The 17,520-nt window shown below is 60.1% G+C and carries 16 protein-coding genes; 7 read left to right on the top strand and 9 right to left on the bottom strand.

Features of this window, described 5'->3' with window-relative positions:
- Positions 1–66 precede the first annotated feature (66 nt).
- The 6 genes from ACVVH8_RS00290 to ACVVH8_RS00315 form a co-directional block, all read right to left on the bottom strand.
- Positions 67–849 carry an N-acetylmuramoyl-L-alanine amidase gene (locus tag ACVVH8_RS00290; protein WP_103302916.1) on the bottom strand — a complete coding sequence of 261 codons (783 nt, stop codon included), beginning with the start codon at positions 847–849 and terminating at the stop codon, positions 67–69.
- A 101-nt stretch (positions 850–950) separates the two neighbouring features.
- Complete coding sequence (locus ACVVH8_RS00295; protein ID WP_475227929.1) at positions 951–3,026, bottom strand: GGDEF domain-containing protein; 2,076 nt, start codon at positions 3,024–3,026, stop codon at positions 951–953.
- Entirely contained in the window at positions 3,023–3,901 is an 879-nt protein-coding gene (locus ACVVH8_RS00300) for an endonuclease/exonuclease/phosphatase family protein (RefSeq protein WP_103302918.1), read from the bottom strand. The genes ACVVH8_RS00295 and ACVVH8_RS00300 overlap by 4 nt, the downstream gene beginning before the upstream one ends.
- 14 nt (positions 3,902–3,915) lie before the next feature.
- Positions 3,916–4,557, bottom strand: coding sequence for a thiol:disulfide interchange protein DsbA/DsbL (locus ACVVH8_RS00305; RefSeq protein WP_103302919.1), 642 nt, complete (start codon positions 4,555–4,557; stop codon positions 3,916–3,918).
- A 200-nt stretch (positions 4,558–4,757) separates the two neighbouring features.
- Positions 4,758–5,369 carry a c-type cytochrome gene (locus ACVVH8_RS00310; protein WP_103302921.1) on the bottom strand — a complete coding sequence of 204 codons (612 nt, stop codon included), beginning with the start codon at positions 5,367–5,369 and terminating at the stop codon, positions 4,758–4,760.
- Between the two features lie 32 nt (positions 5,370–5,401).
- The gene (locus ACVVH8_RS00315; protein ID WP_103302922.1) at positions 5,402–5,707 is read right to left on the bottom strand and encodes a c-type cytochrome; all 306 of its coding nucleotides are present in this window, start codon (positions 5,705–5,707) and stop codon (positions 5,402–5,404) included.
- A 191-nt stretch (positions 5,708–5,898) separates the two neighbouring features.
- On the opposite strand from ACVVH8_RS00315, the gene yihA reads away from it, so the two are divergent.
- Positions 5,899–6,543: a ribosome biogenesis GTP-binding protein YihA/YsxC gene (gene yihA / locus ACVVH8_RS00320; RefSeq protein WP_103302923.1), complete on the top strand. Its 645-nt coding sequence runs from the start codon at positions 5,899–5,901 to the stop codon at positions 6,541–6,543.
- Between the two features lie 408 nt (positions 6,544–6,951).
- On the opposite strand, the gene polA is transcribed toward yihA, so the two are convergent.
- On the bottom strand, positions 6,952–9,756 hold the full coding sequence (gene polA / locus ACVVH8_RS00325; protein WP_475227931.1) for a DNA polymerase I: 2,805 nt from the start codon (positions 9,754–9,756) through the stop codon (positions 6,952–6,954).
- Between the two features lie 74 nt (positions 9,757–9,830).
- On the opposite strand from polA, the gene ACVVH8_RS00330 reads away from it, so the two are divergent.
- Together ACVVH8_RS00330 and ACVVH8_RS00335 are read left to right on the top strand one after the other, a co-directional pair.
- Entirely contained in the window at positions 9,831–10,127 is a 297-nt protein-coding gene (locus ACVVH8_RS00330) for a DUF2782 domain-containing protein (protein WP_213027124.1), read from the top strand.
- 61 nt (positions 10,128–10,188) lie between these two features.
- The gene (locus tag ACVVH8_RS00335) at positions 10,189–11,142 is read left to right on the top strand and encodes a homoserine kinase (protein WP_475227934.1); all 954 of its coding nucleotides are present in this window, start codon (positions 10,189–10,191) and stop codon (positions 11,140–11,142) included.
- A 127-nt stretch (positions 11,143–11,269) separates the two neighbouring features.
- Here the strand turns inward: ACVVH8_RS00335 and ACVVH8_RS00340 are convergent, their stop codons facing one another.
- On the bottom strand, positions 11,270–12,190 hold the full coding sequence (locus ACVVH8_RS00340) for a zinc ABC transporter substrate-binding protein (protein ID WP_475227937.1): 921 nt from the start codon (positions 12,188–12,190) through the stop codon (positions 11,270–11,272).
- Between the two features lie 66 nt (positions 12,191–12,256).
- On the opposite strand from ACVVH8_RS00340, the gene ACVVH8_RS00345 reads away from it, so the two are divergent.
- From ACVVH8_RS00345 to ACVVH8_RS00360, 4 genes are read left to right on the top strand one after another with little or no spacing between them, the layout of a single operon-like run.
- Positions 12,257–12,739: a Fur family transcriptional regulator gene (locus ACVVH8_RS00345; protein ID WP_007911760.1), complete on the top strand. Its 483-nt coding sequence runs from the start codon at positions 12,257–12,259 to the stop codon at positions 12,737–12,739.
- Positions 12,739–13,524, top strand: a complete 786-nt coding sequence (gene znuC, locus ACVVH8_RS00350; protein ID WP_103302927.1) for a zinc ABC transporter ATP-binding protein ZnuC — start codon at positions 12,739–12,741, stop codon at positions 13,522–13,524. Before ACVVH8_RS00345 ends, znuC begins: the two co-directional genes overlap by 1 nt.
- Entirely contained in the window at positions 13,517–14,305 is a 789-nt protein-coding gene (gene znuB / locus ACVVH8_RS00355) for a zinc ABC transporter permease subunit ZnuB (RefSeq protein ID WP_103302928.1), read from the top strand. Before znuC ends, znuB begins: the two co-directional genes overlap by 8 nt.
- A 37-nt stretch (positions 14,306–14,342) precedes the next feature.
- Positions 14,343–15,056: a PA5502 family lipoprotein gene (locus tag ACVVH8_RS00360; RefSeq protein ID WP_103302929.1), complete on the top strand. Its 714-nt coding sequence runs from the start codon at positions 14,343–14,345 to the stop codon at positions 15,054–15,056.
- Positions 15,057–15,148: 92 nt separating this feature from the next.
- Here ACVVH8_RS00360 and katE read toward each other — a convergent pair whose 3' ends face one another.
- On the bottom strand, positions 15,149–17,290 hold the full coding sequence (katE, locus tag ACVVH8_RS00365; protein ID WP_475227940.1) for a catalase HPII: 2,142 nt from the start codon (positions 17,288–17,290) through the stop codon (positions 15,149–15,151).
- Positions 17,291–17,520 lie beyond the last annotated feature (230 nt).

Below are 17,520 nucleotides of genomic sequence, written 5' to 3' on the forward strand. Positions count from 1 at the left end.
CCGAAGAATTACCAATGAGTTATAGCTGCTGATTGCAATCTCGCCCTGACCGTCGGGCGGGCGTCATTATTTTGTCTGATTGAGTACCAGCAGTAACGCGGCCGTTTGCGCATCTGGCGTTCCGTCGAAGCGCGAAGGGCGGAAGTGCATCTGGAACGCCGCGAGGACATGGCGGGTGGCGACATCCAGCTCGCCGGTCTGCGGTGTGTCGTAACCCAAATGCGCCAGTTGCGCCTGGAACCAGCCGATGCTGGGTAATTCGCTACTGTTGAACAGCGCTTGCTGGCGGGCCACGGCTTGCTCGTTCGGCCAGATACCCAAGCCTTCGGCGGCGAGACGCTTCCAGGGGAATAACGGCCCCGGATCGAGTTTGCGCAACGGTGCAATATCGCTGTGACCAATGATGTGGCGGGGGCTGATGCCGTTGCGCTGGCTGATGTCCTTGAGCAGGGCGATCAGCGCCTGAATCTGCGCTTCGCTGTAGGGATACCACAGGCGCCCGGTCGGCGTGTCCTTGAAGCCCGGGTTGACGATTTCAATACCGATCGAGCTGGAGTTGAGCCAGGTACGGCCCTGCCACTGGCTTTCGCCGGCGTGCCAGGCGCGCTGGTTTTCGTCCATCAGTTTGTAGACGGTGGCGCTCTTGTCGTCGCCGATCAGGTAATGGCTGCTGACCTCACCGTGGGTCAGCAACTGCAGCGAGCGCTCAAGCGACGCCGAGGTGTAATGCACGATCACGAACTGGATGCGGCTGTCGTGATTGGCGGAAGGATGGCTAGTGTCATAACGCGGGCCGCTGGCACAACCGGCCAGAACGAGCAGGGACGCGAGAAGGGCAAAAAATTTCATGGCAGAAGGCAGTACACGCAAGACAATAATGCAACAGTGTAACGTAATGCCTTGCGTGCAGACGGTCAGCGGGCGGATTTAAACAAAATCGAACAATTTCCTTAGCCCAGCTCGACCCGATTGCGTCCTGCGTTTTTAGCCCTGTACAGCGCCTGATCGGCTCTTTTAAGCACTAGATCGCTGTGTTCTCCCGCTCTGAATGAAGCCAGGCCCATGGAAATCGTAATGGTCACGCGCTCGCCCTTGAAGTGAAACGGGCAGGCCTCGATCGCCGCGCGCAGGGTTTCCAGCAATTTCGCCCCGACTGCGGGCGGCGTCACCGGCAGCAGCAGAACGAATTCTTCGCCGCCAAAACGGGCGATGAAATCGGAGCCGCGCAGGCGCTTGCGCAGCACGGTGGCGATGATCTTCAGGACCTTGTCACCCGCCAGGTGCCCGTAGTTGTCATTGATCCGTTTGAAATGATCGAGGTCGAGCATCGCCAGGCTCAACGTATTGCCATGTTGCTGCCATTGCTTGATCTCATGCTCCAGACGTTCGCTCCACGCCGCGCGGTTGGGCAGGCCGGTGAGGGGGTCGATCAGGGCTTTCTGGCGTTGTTCTTCAAGGTGTTCGCGGAAGCCTTGCGCCTCCTGTTCCATATGCGCGACGCGCTCGGACAGGCCTTTAAGTCGCGCCGCCACTTCTTGCTCGCGGGCATCGCGTTGTTTCTGGTGCTGGTCCATGGTGCCGAGCAGGCCTTCGAGATGGTTCTCCAGCACTTGCTTGAGGTCCTCCAGATCCGCCGCTTCCTGGACGCTGGTCTGCAAACCGTCGACCTGCTCGCGGATCTGCGTGTCCATCGCCCGCGCCGCCGAGCTGTTGTCGGCATGTCCTTCGCTGGCGGCCTGCAGATTGCTTTGAAACGCTTCGAGGCGTTCGTTGAGTTGTTGCAGATAGGCTTCGAACTCATGCTGGCCGCTGTCGGTGATCGCCAGCATCAACGTCGCCAGATCGTCGAGGATCGGGATCAGTTCGTACCAGTTCAAACCATGTTTTAGCCGTTCACGCATGGCTTCTGCTTGCGGACGGTGACGTTCGGGCAGCGTCAGGTCGTCGAGCAGGCCGATCAGTGTTTCTTCGATGTGTTTGGCTACAGAGCTGTAGGACGGCTCCGGAGAATCCGGCAGGGCAAAGAGGACGTCGTGCTCGGATTGCTCCGGGTCGATGGCCGCCAGTGCCTGAGCGATGGGCTCGGGCAGGGGCAGGCTGTCGAGGAACAGCGGGGCAGGATCGCCGGGGTGGATCAATTCGTCGGGGTTGAAAGCGACCGGTACGACTGGAGCCGGAGCTAGAGTGGGAGCTGCAACGGTTTCAGGTTCGGGCGCGGTGGCTTCCACTGCACTCGGGGAGGCCGCTTCAGTGGCGACGACCGGCGCAACGAAGGCAACCACGTCCGGTTCCGGCTGGGCTTGAGGCGCTGGCGCTTCCACTGCTGTGATGGGTGCAGTTTCTTTGATAACCGTAGCGGCCGCTGCCGGTTCAGCGATGGCGACAGGGGCTGCTTGCACGGGTTCGGATTCAGGCACGGGAGCGACAGGTATCTGTTCGACTGGCGCCACGTGCTCCGGCGCCGGCGCAGGTGCAGGTGCAGGTGCAGGCGCCTCGTCGCTGTCACGGCTACCAAACAGGCGCTGCAACAATCCCGGGCGTCCTGGCTCTGGCGGCGCTTCCAGTTGACTCAACGCCTTGCCCTGCAAGCCGCTCAGCTCACTCAGCAGCAGCGGCATTTCCCGGGCCTGACCGACACGGCTGTCCAGTTGCTTGGCGAATTTCTTCAGTGGCTGAGCGACTTCTCGCGGTAGCGGCAGCGCTTGCAACTGGGTCACCAGCGAGGTCAGCGCAGTGCTGACCTGATCAATGCGGGTCTCGCGGCGTTGCTCGGAATCGAGCACGGCTTTTTCCAGACGCGGCAACAGGGCGGCGAGGCCGGCATCCATGTCGTCGGTGCGCACCACGTCGCGCATCTCTTTCATGCATTGATCAACGACTTTATCGGTGCCCTCAGCGGCCAATGTGCTGCGCACCAGGCCGCGCCGCAACAAGTCGAGCCTGGCGGCCCAACGCCGTTCAAGCTTGTCCTGCTGTTCGATGCTTTTGAGGTATTTCTCTTTCCAGCGCTGGGCGTCGTCGCTCATTCAGGGGTTCCGCGAGGGGCAGGACTCAACGCGGGCAATGCATCGGCCGTGAGCGAACCCGGCAGACGAATCTCTACCGCGACCGGCAGGTGATCGGAAATCGGTTGGGCCAGCACTTCGACCTTTTCCAGGGTCAGGGTCGGGCTGAGCAAAATATGATCAAGGCAACGCTGAGGACGCCAGCTGGGGAATGTCGCTTCCACCTGCGGGGCCAGCAGGCCGAGATCGCGTAACGGAGAATGTTGTAGCAGATCGCTGGCATGGGTGTTCATGTCGCCCATCAACACCTGGTGTTTATAGCCGCCGATCAGATCACGGATATAGGCCAGTTGCAGCGTGCGCACACGTGCGCCGAGGGCCAGGTGCATCATCACCACCACCAGCGCTTCCGGGCCTTCGCCGAAACGCAATAGTATGGCGCCACGACCTTTCGGGCCGGGTAACGGGTGATCTTCGATCGCCCACGGGCGCAGACGGCTGAGCACGCCATTGCTGTGCTGAGCCAGTCGGCCGAGATTGCGATTGAGTTGTTGATACCAGTAGGGGAAGGCGCCGAGATGGGCCAAGTGTTCGACCTGATTGACGTAGCCCGAGCGCAGGCTGCCGCCATCGGCTTCCTGCAAGGCGACCAGATCGAAGTCGCCAAGCAGGTCGCCGATCTTCTGCAGATTGCCTGAGCGCCCGGTGTGCGGCAGCAGATGCTGCCAGCTGCGAGTCAGGTAATGCCGATAGCGCTCGGTGCTGATGCCGACCTGGATATTGAAACTGAGCAGGCGCAGACGCTGATCCGCTGGCAGGCCTGTGGACGCCAGGTGATGTTCGTTGACCTGCGGATCATGCAGGCCAACGATGCGTTCGGTCTTCCAGCGGCGCATGGCGATTGCCGCGCTTAGTTGGCAGCGGCCTTGTTGGTCGCTCGCTCTTTGGCCACCAGTTGGTCAGCCAGTTGCAAGGCTTGTTCGGCACCACCGGCAGAGCCGATGTCGAAGCGGTACTTGCCGTTGACGATCATGGTTGGAACGCCAGTGATCTGATATTTCTTGGCCAGTTCACGAGCTTTGACGATCTGGCCTTTGATGGCGAACGAGTCGAAGGTGGCGAGGAACTTGTCCTTGTCCACGCCTTGGGTGGCGAGGAAGTCAGCCATGTCGTTCTTGTCGGTCAGCTTCTTGTGTTCTTTCTGGATGGCATTGAACACGGCGTTGTGCACCTTGTGCTCGACACCCATGGCTTCCAGGGTCAGGAACATTTGACCGTGAGCGTCCCATGGGCCACCGAACATGGCAGGAATGCGCACGAAGTTGACGTCGGAAGGCAGTTTTTCGACCCATGGATTGATCACCGGCTCGAAGGCGTAGCAGTGCGGGCAGCCGTACCAGAACAGCTCGACCACTTCGATCTTGCCAGGCTCGGCAACCGGTACCGGGTTGGCCAGTTCTACGTAAGGAGCGGCAGGGGCTTCGGCGGCCTGGGCGGTCACGCCAAACAGGCTGGCAGCGACGAGAGCGGCGCTGATGATCAGATTACGCATGCTTTACTCCTGGACAATTTTGATCGCCTCGCGCGACCTGTTTTCAGACAGATCCTGGCGGGCATGAGTTCTGTAGTGTAACGGCAGCGGCCACAAAAAAGGGCGGCCAAAGCCACCCTTTTTATACTTGCTGCGCCGGATTAATCGAGCGTTAACGTTGCAGGAGATGTCCCTCGCCGGCAACGCTCTATCCGTGGGTCTTAGTGCAGGCCTTGAATGTAGCTGGAGACAGCGGCGATGTCTTCGTCGCTCAGGCGTTTGGCGATGGTCTGCATGGTCATGGTGTCGCCGTCGTTGGTGCGACCGCCTTCTTCCTTGCGGAAGTCGGTCAGCTGTTTGGCGATGTATTGCGCGTGTTGGCCACCCAGATGCGGGAAACCGGCAGCGGCGTTGCCAGCACCGTTCGGCGAGTGGCAACCGGTGCAGGCGGGCAGGCCTTTGGCGAGATTGCCGCCACGGAACAGGGCTTCACCGCGCGCGACGATCTTCGGATCGGCGGCGCCGACGCTGCCTTTCTGGCTGGCGAAGTAGGCGGCGATGTCGGCCAGATCCTGATCGCTCAGGTTGGTCAGCAGGCCCGTCATTTCCAGTACGGTGCGCTTGCCCGACTTGATGTCGTGCAGTTGCTTGGTCAGGTAGCGTTCACCTTGACCGGCCAGTTTTGGAAAGTTTGGCGCCATGCTGTTACCGTCCGGGCCATGGCAGGCTCCGCAGACGGCGGCTTTTGCCTGGCCTGCTGCGGCATCACCGGCAGCATGGGCGAGGCCTGAGATTCCCACGGTCAACAGCAGACTCACGATCAATTTGTTCATCAGCTAATCCAACTACGGCTAAGGGTTAAGAGTTATGGACCGGGTTTACTCTCGCTCATCCAAAGGATGATGGCCTGGTAATCCTCGGCACTGCAGTCCATGCACAAACCACGCGGCGGCATCGCCTTGAAACCCTGGGTCACGTGTTGCACCAGCGTCCCCATACCTTTCGCCAACCTCGGCGTCCAAGCTGCCTGATCGCCTCTTTCGGGCGCCATGGGTAGTTGGCCGGAATGACAGGCACCACAAACACGGTTGTACACAGCTTCCGGATCCTGTGTAGCCTGTGCGCTGTAAAGCGGCATCAAGACTCCGGCAGCCAGCAGCCATTTCGTCATAAAACGACCTTTTCAGGGTTGAGAGCGTTCTGCGTTCTAATGCGCAATCAAGGTCTGTCGCTCTCGTGAACTTCATCCTACGCTGGGACAAAGCACACACAAAATCTGCGGCATTATATACTGGCGTCACTGAAACGGAAGCGACACCGCGTTCCGCGCCCAATCCCGGCGCCGCCCACATCGGAAATCCCATGCAACTCAAGAATCCCATCCTCGGCCTGTGCCAACAGTCCACGTTCATGCTCAGTGCCGCCAAAGTCGATCAGTGCCCTGACGACGAGGGCTTTGAAGTGGCGTTCGCCGGTCGTTCCAACGCCGGTAAATCCAGCGCCCTGAACACTCTGACTCACGCCAGCCTGGCGCGGACCTCGAAAACTCCGGGTCGCACGCAGCTGTTGAACTTCTTCAAGCTAGACGATGATCGGCGTCTGGTCGACCTGCCGGGCTACGGTTATGCAAAAGTACCAATCCCGCTGAAGATGCACTGGCAGCGTCACCTTGAGGCTTACCTCGGTGGCCGCGAGAGTTTGAAGGGTTTGATTCTGATGATGGACATCCGTCATCCAATGACCGACTTCGACCTGCTGATGCTCGACTGGGCCGTTGCCGCCGGCATGCCGATGCACATTCTGTTAACCAAGGCCGACAAGCTGACCTACGGCGCAGCCAAGAACACCCTGCTCAAGGTGCAGTCGGAAATTCGCAAGGGTTGGGGCGATCTGGTCACCATCCAGCTGTTCTCCGCACCAAAACGCATGGGCCTGGAAGAGGCCTACACTGTTCTGGCAGGCTGGATGGAACTGGCGGACAAAGGCGCCGAGGCGACTGCCGAGTAAGACAATTTCAAAACTGTCTGTGGTGCTGGCAGGCAAGGCGAAAGCATCGCTAAAAAGCGGAGTTTAGGGGACCTAAATGAGCATTTTTAGCGGTGCTTTTAACGCAGCATGACGGCATCACAGCCAGTTTTGGGGCAAAAAAAGCCCCGGACTTCATTGGGGAGGGAGAAGTTCCGGGGTTTAAGTTCCGAACCGCTAGGGCGGGGTTCAGATATCTGCCAACACTTAACACAACATAGGAGCATCGAAGGGCTTCACCAGCCATTCAGTAACTCTGAGTAGTGTCCTTCCAGATTAGTTCAGATTTTTTTCAAAAAGCTTTGGAATAATCCCAAGCGCTTTTCGAAATAAGCAGGTTCTACCGGCTCTGCCGCGACGTTGTGTCGCGGCAGAACCATTTCAAATGGCTCAGTGAGCCTCATCCCAATTTTTGCCCACACCCACTTCGACCAGCAGCGGTACATCCAGTTTCGCCGCTTCGCTCATGTGCACGCGAATCTCGTTGCTGACCTGCTCGACCAGATCCTCGCGAACTTCCAGTACCAGTTCATCGTGTACCTGCAGGATGACTCTGGCGTCCAGCCCGGATGTCGCCAGCCAGTTATCCACCGCGACCATGGCTTTCTTGATGATGTCGGCAGCCGTGCCCTGCATCGGCGCGTTGATCGCCGTACGTTCAGCGGCGGCGCGTTCCTGCGGCTTGTTCGAATTGATCTCCGGCAAGTACAGGCGACGGCCGAAGAAGGTCTCGACATAGCCTTGATCCGCCGCCTGGGCGCGGGTGCGATCCATGTACTCGCGAACGCCTGGATAACGCGCGAAGTAGGTGTCGATGTAAGCCTTGGCAGTCTTGGTGTCGACGCCGATGTCCTTGCCGAGCTTCTGCGCGCCCATGCCGTAGATCAGGCCGAAGTTGATCGCCTTGGCGCCACGACGCTGGTCGGAAGTCACTTCGTTGAGTTCGACCTTGAACACTTCGGCAGCGGTGGCGGTGTGCACGTCCAGATTGTTGCGGAAGGCGTTCATCAGGCCTTCGTCCTTGGACAGGTGAGCCATGATCCGCAGCTCGATCTGCGAATAGTCCGCCGCCAGCAGTTTGTAACCTTTTGGCGCGACGAAGGCCTGACGGATACGCCGGCCTTCAGCGGTACGCACCGGAATGTTCTGCAGGTTCGGATCACTGGAGGACAAACGCCCGGTCGACGCTACCGCCTGGTGATACGAGGTATGTATGCGCCCGGTACGCGGGTTGATCTGCTCCGGCAGGCGATCGGTGTAGGTGCTTTTCAGCTTGCTCATCGAGCGGTGCTCCATCAGCACCTTCGGCAAGCGGTGATCGTCTTCAGCGAGCTTCGCCAGCACTTCTTCAGCGGTGGACGGCTGGCCCTTGGCGGTCTTCTTCAGCACTGGCAGGCCGAGTTTTTCGTAGAGAATCACGCCCAACTGCTTCGGTGACCCGAGGTTGAATTCTTCCCCGGCGATTTCGAAGGCTTCGCGCTCCAGCGCAACCATTTTGTTGCCCAACTCGATGCTCTGGATGCCGAGCAGCTCCGCGTCGACGAATGCGCCTTGGCGCTCGATACGTGCAAGAACGGGCACAAGTGGAATTTCGATGTCGGTCAGCACGCTGGCCAGACTCGGGATGGCACTGAGTTTTTCGAACAAGGTCTGGTGCAGACGCAGAGTGATGTCGGCGTCTTCGGCGGCATACGGCCCGGCCTGTTCCAGGGCGATCTGGTCGAAGGTCAGCTGCTTGGCGCCTTTGCCGGCGATGTCCTGAAAACTCACGGTGGTGTGATCCAGGTACTTTTGCGCGAGGCTGTCCATGTCGTGGCGGGTGGCGGTGGAGTTGAGCACGTAGGACTCAAGCATCGTGTCGAAGGCGATGCCACGCACCGTGATGCCTTGGCTCTGATCGCCGCCGATGGCGCAGTTGGCCAGGATATTCATATCGAACTTGGCGTGCTGGCCGACCTTGAGCTTGCTCGGATCTTCCAGGATCGGCTTTAGCGCGCGCAGCACGGTGTCGCGATCCAGTTGTTCCGGCACGCCGATGTAGGAGTGGGTCAGCGGAATGTACGCGGCTTCGTTGGCCTGTACAGCGAACGACAGACCGACCAGTTGCGCTTGCTGCGCGTCGATGCCGGTGGTTTCAGTGTCGAAGGCGAACAGCTTGGCGTTGTTGAGCTTTTCCAGCCAGACGTCGAAACGTGTCTGATCAAGGATGGTTTCGTACGCAGCTTCAGCGGGAGCGGCAGGCGCTTCTTCTGCTGGCGCGCTGAACAGATCACCCGCCGGCGCAGGCTCGGCGGCAGCGCTCAGTTCCAGACGTTTGGCGTCGCGATCCAGATCATTGATCCAGCTTTTGAATTCCAGCAGGGTGTACAGCTCGTAAAGCTTGGCCGGGTCTTCCGCGCCCATTTGCAGATCGTCGAGTTCGACGTCCAGCGGCACGTCGACCTTGATGGTCGCCAGTTGGTAGGAGAGGAATGCCATCTCCTTGTGCTCTTCGAGCTTGGCCGGCAGGGTTTTCGCGCCGCGAATCGGCAGGGTCGGCACGATGTCGAGATTGGCGTACAACTCGGTGAGGCCGCCGTTGACGCCGACCAGCAGGCCGGAAGCGGTCTTCGGGCCAATGCCCGGGACGCCCGGAATGTTGTCGGACGAATCGCCCATCAGCGCCAGATAATCGATGATCTGCTCCGGTGCGACGCCGAATTTCTCCTTCACGCCTTCCACATCCATCGAGCTACCGGACATGGTGTTGACCAAGGTAATGTGGCCATCGACCAGTTGCGCCATGTCCTTGTCGCCGGTCGAAATGATCACCGGTCGATCCGCCGCCGCGCTGCTGCGGGCGAGGGTGCCGATCACGTCGTCAGCCTCGACACCTTCCACGCACAACAAAGGGAATCCGAGGGCGATCACGCTCTGGTGCAGCGGCTCGATCTGCACGCGCATGTCGTCGGGCATGCTTGGGCGGTTGGCCTTGTATTCGGCGTACATCTCATCGCGAAAGGTCCCGCCCTTGGCGTCGAAGACCACGGCGAACGGGCTGTCCGGGTACTGCTTGCGCAGACTCTTGAGCATGTTCAGCACGCCTTTGACCGCACCGGTCGGCAGGCCTTTGGACGTGGTCAGCGGTGGCAGGGCGTGGAAAGCGCGGTACAGGTAAGACGAACCGTCCACCAGGACGAGGGGGGCTTGGCTCATGAGCAGAATCAACCTTTTCGGCGGGCCCGGCGCTAGAATAGCGGGACCGTTGACGACAAAGGGACAAGGTTATCATGCGTACGTTAAATCGCTTGCTGCTGGTCAGTCTGATTGCTGCCTCACCATTGGCCGCGATGGCGGCGGATGATGCGCCGGCCTCGGAGCCGGAAGTAACCATCAACACGCACACGGAAGGCGACAAGGTCATTCAGGAATACAGCCGCAGTGGCTTCGTGTATGCGATCAAGGTCACGCCGAAGGGCGGCAAACCGTATTTCCTGGTCCGCGCCGATGGTACGGATGCGAACTACATCCGATCTGATCAGCCGGATATGCTGATTCCGTCGTGGGAAATTTTTACCTGGAAGTAAGTTTCCCGACTTTTAATCGGCGCCGCGCGAAAGCGGCGCCAGAACTGAGCAGTTTTTAACCATGTCTGTGTTCACTCCCCTGGCTCGGCCCGAGCTGGAAACCTTTCTCGCCCCTTACGGGCTTGGCCGTCTGCTTGATTTCCAGGGGATCGCCGCCGGCAGTGAAAACACCAACTTCTTCATCAGTCTGGAGCAGGGCGAATTCGTCCTGACCCTGGTCGAGCGCGGCCCTGTTCAGGAAATGCCGTTCTTCATCGACCTGCTCGACGTCCTTCATGAAGCCGATCTGCCGGTGCCTTACGCACTGCGCACCACTGACGGCGTGGCATTGCGTGAACTCAAAGGCAAGCCGGCACTGCTGCAACCGCGTCTGTCCGGCAAGCACATCAAGGTCGCCAACGCTCAGCATTGCGCGCAAGTCGGCGAGTTGCAGGCGCATCTGCACCTGGCGACGCAGGGCGAGCGCATGATCAAGCGCAAGACCGATCGTGGCCTGGACTGGATGCTGGAGGAGGGCACCGAGTTTCTTTCGCATCTGAGCGATGAGCCGCGTGCCCTGCTGCAAAAGGCCCTGGATGAAATCACCGAGCGCAAAGACAAGATTCTTGCGCTGCCCCGGGCGAATATTCATGCCGACCTGTTTCGCGACAACGCGATGTTCGAAGGTACGCACCTGACCGGGCTGATCGACTTCTACAACGCCTGCTCGGGGCCGATGCTCTACGACGTGGCAATTGCCTTGAACGACTGGTGTTCGGACGATGACGGTCTGATCGATGGGCCGCGGGCGCGGGCGTTCCTCGGTGCCTATGCGACATTGCGTCCGTTCACGGCGGCAGAAGCCGAGCTATGGCCGACCATGCTGCGCGTGGCGTGTGTGCGGTTCTGGCTGTCGCGGTTGATCGCGGCAGAGCAGTTTGCCGGGCAGGATGTGCTGATTCACGATCCAAAAGAATTTGAAGAGCGCTTGGCGCAGCGGCAGGCGGTCAATACACCTTTACCCTTCGCCCTCTGAACTGTGGCGAGCGAGCTTGCTCGCGCTGGGCTGCGCAGCGGCCCCAAAATTCTGGCACTCAGCCAGATTTTTGTGAGTGCTGCGCACTCAAGCGGGAGCAAGCTCCCTCGCCACAGGTTTTGGGTTGTTACAACGATTCCAGGCAGCCGGCCAGATCATTGCCCAACTTTTCCAATACCTGTTCATAACCCTGGGCTGTCGCCGGGGTGTATCCGCCCAGTGCATCCAGCTCCGCCAGTTTCACCGGCAGGCCGGCCACTAATGTCTCTGCCAGACGCGGACGCAGCGGCGGCTCGCTGAACACACAGGTCTTGCCCACTTCCTGCAACCGCTTGCGCATCGCCGCGACATGCTGCGCGCCCGGCTGCACTTCGGCGGCCACACTGAAAACGCCGGTGTGCTTCAGGCCATAAGCCTCTTCAAAGTAATCGAACGCTTCGTGAAAGACGAAGTACGGCTTGCCTTCAACGCTGGCCAGACGCTGCTTCAAACGCTGATCCAGCGCATCCAGACGTTCGTCGAAAGCCTTGACATTGCTCTGATAACGCTCGGCATTCGCCGAGTCGGCAGCGCTCAAATCAGCTGCCATCTTGTCGGCAATTACCCGCGCGTTGACCGGCGATAGCCACAAATGTGCATCCAGCGTGCCCGGGCGGTGATCGTGGTCATGCTCGTCAGCCTCTTCGGCATGGGAATGGCTATCTTCAGCAAAACGACGCAACTTCATCCCCGGCAGATCCTGCACCGCCACGCTCGGCAGCGTCCGGCCGTTCAGCACGCGCGGCAGGAAACCTTCCATGTCCGGGCCGATCCAGTAGAGCAGATCCACCGACTGCACCTTCCGTACGTCGGATGGGCGCAGGGCGTAATTGTGCGGCGAGGCGCCGGGCGGCAGCAGCACTTCGGGAATCGCCACGCCGTCCTGCACAGCCGCTGCAATCAGCTGCAACGGCTTGATGCTGGTGAGGACTTTGACTTCGGCCTGAGCCGAACCGATCAGCAGAAAACTGGCGACAAACGCCACAAAAACAGAAAAAAGTCGGGACACGATGACCACTCAAGGAGGCGAGAACGGGTAACATAATAACGTCTCTATCAAAACTCGTCGCCGCCCATGCCTATTACACCGATTGCCAGCCGTCCCCACGACCACTCTCATTGCGTGCACAGCGCATTGTCCGAGGCCGATACCTTGTGCGCCCAGAAAGGCTTGCGCCTGACCGCGTTGCGCCGTCGGGTGCTGGAGCTGGTGTGGCAGAGCCACAAGCCGCTGGGCGCCTACGACATCCTCGCCGTGCTCAGCGAGCAGGACGGTCGCCGGGCTGCGCCGCCTACCGTGTATCGTGCGCTGGATTTCCTCCTGGAAAACGGCCTGGTGCATCGCATTTCCTCGCTCAACGCCTTCGTTGGCTGTGTGCACCCGGAGCACGCGCATCAGGGCCAGTTCCTGATCTGCCGCGACTGCCACGCCGCTATCGAACTTGAGCAGAAAGTGATCAGCGACGCGATCATCAACAGCGCCAAGGACGTTGGTTTCATCGTCGAGGCGCAGACCGTCGAAGTCGTCGGCCTCTGCTCCGGTTGCCAGGGGGCTTGATGAGCAACGCGCTGATCCGTCTGGAACAGGTCGCCGTGACGTTTGCCGGGCAGGCTGTGCTGGACAACATCGAGCTGAGCGTCGAGCCGGGGCAGATCGTCACCCTGATCGGCCCTAATGGCGCCGGCAAGACCACGCTGGTACGCGCCGTACTCGGGCTGTTGAAGCCAGACAGCGGCAGCGTCTGGCGCAAGCCGAAGCTGCGCGTCGGCTACATGCCGCAAAAACTTCACGTCGATCCGACCTTGCCGCTTTCGGTCCTGCGTTTTCTGCGACTGGTGCCGGGGGTTGATCGCCCGCGTGCGTTGGCGGCGTTGAAGGAAGTCGGCGCCGAACACGTGATCGACAGCCCGGTGCAAAGCGTTTCCGGTGGTGAAATGCAGCGTGTGCTGCTGGCCCGGGCGCTGCTGCGCGAACCGGAATTGCTGGTACTCGACGAGCCGGTGCAGGGCGTCGATGTCGCGGGCCAGGCCGAGCTCTACAGCCTGATCACCCGTCTGCGCGATCGCCACGGTTGCGGCGTGTTGATGGTGTCGCACGATTTGCATCTGGTGATGAGCACCACCGATCAGGTGGTGTGCCTGAACCGTCACGTCTGCTGCTCCGGGCATCCCGAGCAGGTCAGCGGCGACCCGGCGTTCGTCGAGCTGTTCGGCAAGAACGCACAGAGCCTGGCGATCTATCACCACCATCACGACCATGCTCACGACCTGCATGGCTCGGTAGTCAAAGGGCCGGTTATTGGCCAACCTCACGTTCACGGAGACAACTGCAAGCATGGCTGATTTTCTGTTGTATGCCCTGCTCGCAGGCTTGGCGTTGGCGGTGGTCGCAGGACCGCTCGGATCGTTTGTGGTCTGGCGGCGCATGGCCTATTTCGGCGATACCTTGTCCCACGCGGCATTGCTCGGCGTGGCGCTGGGCTTTTTGCTGGATGTCAGCCCGACGGTCGCGGTGACGGTCGGCTGCCTGCTGCTGGCGGTGCTGCTGGTAACGCTGCAACAGCGTCAACCGCTGGCGTCTGACACGTTGTTGGGAATTCTCGCGCCGAGCACGCTCTCTCTCGGGCTGGTGGTACTAAGCTTCATGCATGAAGTGCGGATTGACCTGATGGGCTATCTGTTCGGCGACCTGCTGGCGATCAGTCCGACCGATCTGGCGTGGATCCTTGGCGGCAGCGCGGCGGTGCTGGTTGTGCTGGTGGCGCTGTGGCGGCCATTGCTGGCGATCACCGTGCATGAAGAGCTGGCCAAGGTCGAGGGCTTGCCGGTGGCGGGTCTGCGTATGGCGCTGATGTTGTTGATTGCGGTGGTGATCGCGGTGGCGATGAAAATCGTCGGTGTGTTGCTGATTACTTCGCTGTTGATCATCCCGGCGGCTGCGGCACAGCGTCACGCCCGTTCGCCGGAGCAGATGGCCCTGGGCGCGAGCCTGCTGGGCATACTCGCCGTGTGTGGCGGGCTGGCGCTGTCATGGTTCAAGGACACCCCGGCCGGCCCGTCAATCGTTGTGACGGCGGCCGCACTGTTTCTGCTGAGTTTTGTTCTGCCCCGTCGAGGGGTGTAGACTTGCTCGCTTTTTGCGCAATTAGAGAGTCGCAGGAATGAAGCCGTTCGCCTCCCGTTATCTGCTCCTTGTCGCATTTTCCGTGCTGCTGGGCGCCTGCCAAAGCACGCCGCCGGTGGCCGAAGTCCCCGATGCGCGGGCTACGGCCATCGCACAGCTGGAGCAAAGCCTGGCCAGCAGCGAACTGGCCACCGCCGAAGACCAACTGGCCGCTTTGCAGGTCGAAACCCCCAACGATCAGTCCCTTGAGCAATACCAGCGGCAATTGGCCGAAGCGTATCTGCGCCGCAGCCAGATCGTGCTGCAGAAAGGTGATGTGAATGCAGCGGCTACGGCGCTGAGCCGGGCCCGCGCCTTGATGCCTAAAGCCCCGGCGCTGACCGGTGGCGTCAATGGTGCCATCACCGAAGCGCGCAAGGCTGAGCTGGAAAAGGCTGAAGCGGCGTTGCTCGCGGCCGAAGCCAAGCCCAAAGCCAAGGTGATCGACCCGACTGCCGAGAGCACCACGGTTGCACTGAATATCACCGATAGCCGCAAACTTCGCCGCCAACTGGATGCGATCGCCGCCGATGTGGTGAATTATGAGTGTGCAGTGACCATTCAGGCGCCGCGTACCAATGACTATCCATGGTTGTCGACGTTGCTGAGCAAGCGCGTGAAGAAGTTGAATCCGGATTTCGATCTGCAGATCCATAAGCAGATCGTGCGCACAGTCCCGGCGCAGATGGTTCTGATTCCGCGTAAACCGTAAAAGCATCGCGGGCAAGCCCGCTCCCACAGGTACAGTGTGATCCTGTGGGACCGGGCTTGCCCGCGATGACGTCTTACCAGTCGCCTAATTTCTTAGGCCGGAATGGCTTTCGCCTTAGGCTCCCGAGCCCAGACCCGATGCTGCCCGATCGCGGCAAAGAACGGCTTGGTCAGCGCGCCAACATCCTTGCCCTCCAGCAACCCGGCATCTGCCTCCAGCTTCAAAACATCCAACAACTGCTTGGCTTCGCCCTGAAGTGCAATCGCCTTCAGATGCTTGTATGCCTCCAGCATGTAATGCAGAGCCACGCCGTCACCGCTTAGTGCTTTGACGGACGCCGCACCACCTGGCACGAACACCGCATCGAAAATTACCGAAGGCATGCCTTCCATCGATGCATCCACTGGCAAGCTTTTACCGTCGGCAGTCTTCACTGGCGCCGAAGTCGGGCCAAGCAACTTGGCATGCGCACCTTCAGCGGCCAATGCCTTCTTCATTGCATCAATCGCCGCACCATCAACGCCGTTGGCAGCAAGAATCGCCACTTTTCGCGTCTTGATGTTCTCCGGTAACAGATTGGCCTGACTCAGCGAAGGCGAATTGTCGAAGGAGGTCTTGCGCACCTCCACCGTGCCTTTGGTTGGTGCCGGCAGACCCAGATTGGCCGCCACACGTTTGGCCAGTTCCAGATCGATGTTGGCGAGAATCTCGTTCACCTCACGTGCTCGGATGAACTCGCGCTCAACCTTGCCCAGCTCGAAGCTATAGGCGGCGATGATGTGCTCTTTCTCATGGGCACTCATGCTGTTGAAGAACAGCCGCGCTTGCGAGAAGTGATCGCTGAACGATTCGCTGCGCTGGCGGATCTTGGCGGCGTCGATGCGTTCCGGGTACGTCTCGAAACCACCGTCCTGCGCGGCCGGCGGGGTTTCTTTCGGCCAGCCACCGTCAATCGAGTTCGGCTCGTAAGACGCACGACCCTTGTCGATCACCGTGCGGTGCTGGGCATCACGCTGACCGTTGTGGAACGGCGCGACCGGGCGGTTGATCGGCAGCTCGTGAAAGTTCGGCCCGCCAAGTCGGCTGATCTGCGTATCGGTGTAGGAAAACAGACGACCTTGCAGCAGCGGGTCGTTGGAGAAGTCGATCCCCGGCACGATATGGCCCGGGCAGAACGCGACCTGCTCGGTCTCGGCAAAGAAGTTGTCCGGATTGCGATTGAGGGTCATCTTGCCCAGCGGCGTAATCGGCACGATTTCTTCGGGGATCAGCTTGGTCGGGTCGAGGATGTCGAAATCGAAGTCATGCTCGTTTTCCTCCTCGATGACCTGCACGCCCAGCTCCCATTCCGGGTAGTCGCCCATCTCGATGGCTTCCCAGAGGTCGCGACGGTGGTAGTCGGTGTCTTTACCGGCGAGTTTTTGCGCCTCGTCCCACACCAGCGAGCAAGTGCCGGCGGTAGGGCGCCAGTGGAATTTGACGAAGCGCGATTTGCCCTCGGCGTTGACCAGCCGGAAGGTATGCACGCCAAAGCCCTGCATGCTGCGCAGGCTTTTCGGGATCGCCCGGTCAGACATGGCCCAAATGACCATGTGCGCCGATTCCGGCACCAGCGAGACAAAGTCCCAGAATGTATCGTGAGCAGAGCCGCCGGTCGGGATTTCGTTGTGCGGTTCAGGTTTTACCGCGTGGACGAAGTCGGGAAACTTGATCGCATCCTGAATGAAGAACACCGGCATGTTGTTGCCGACCAGGTCGAAGTTACCTTCATCGGTGAAGAACTTCACCGCGAAACCGCGCACGTCACGTACGGTGTCGCCGGAGCCGCGGGGTCCTTGAACAGTGGAAAAGCGCACGAATACCGGGGTCTTTTTCCCCGGATCCTGTAGGAAGCCAGCCTTGGTCAGCGCGGCATGGTTCTCGTAAGCCTGAAAGAAACCGTGTGCGCCGGTGCCGCGGGCGTGGACGATGCGCTCCGGGATCCGCTCATGGTCAAAGTGCGTGATCTTTTCACGCATGATGAAGTCTTCCAGCAGCGATGGGCCGCGGGCGCCCACCTTGAGGGTGTTCTGGTTGTCGGCGATTTTCACGCCCTGGTTGGTGCGCAGGGCCTGGCCGGTGGCGTCGGAGCGAAATTTCTCCAGGCTGTCGAGTTTGGTATTGGTGTTGGCGCGATCCGGGGTATCGGTTCCAGCCAGTTCACTTTTGCCGGTGGTAGGTTTCTTGGTACTCATCAGACGTAAACTCCTCGTTTGACCCCTTTTCAACGGGGACTCTTGAGCGTTTCCGGGCACGGTTACCCAGGGTTTCAAGTCGCTTAACTAGTGACCGATGAGCAGGAACGGGCGTTCCTTTTTTATGACCTTTGATCTTGTTATTGCCAAATCGAAGGTTAATTGCGAAATAAATGCTAAGAACCTCTATACGGACAGGCTAAAATGCGCGCCCGGCTAACCGCTGATCC

Source organism: Pseudomonas trutticola BRTCR10, assembly GCF_056155105.1.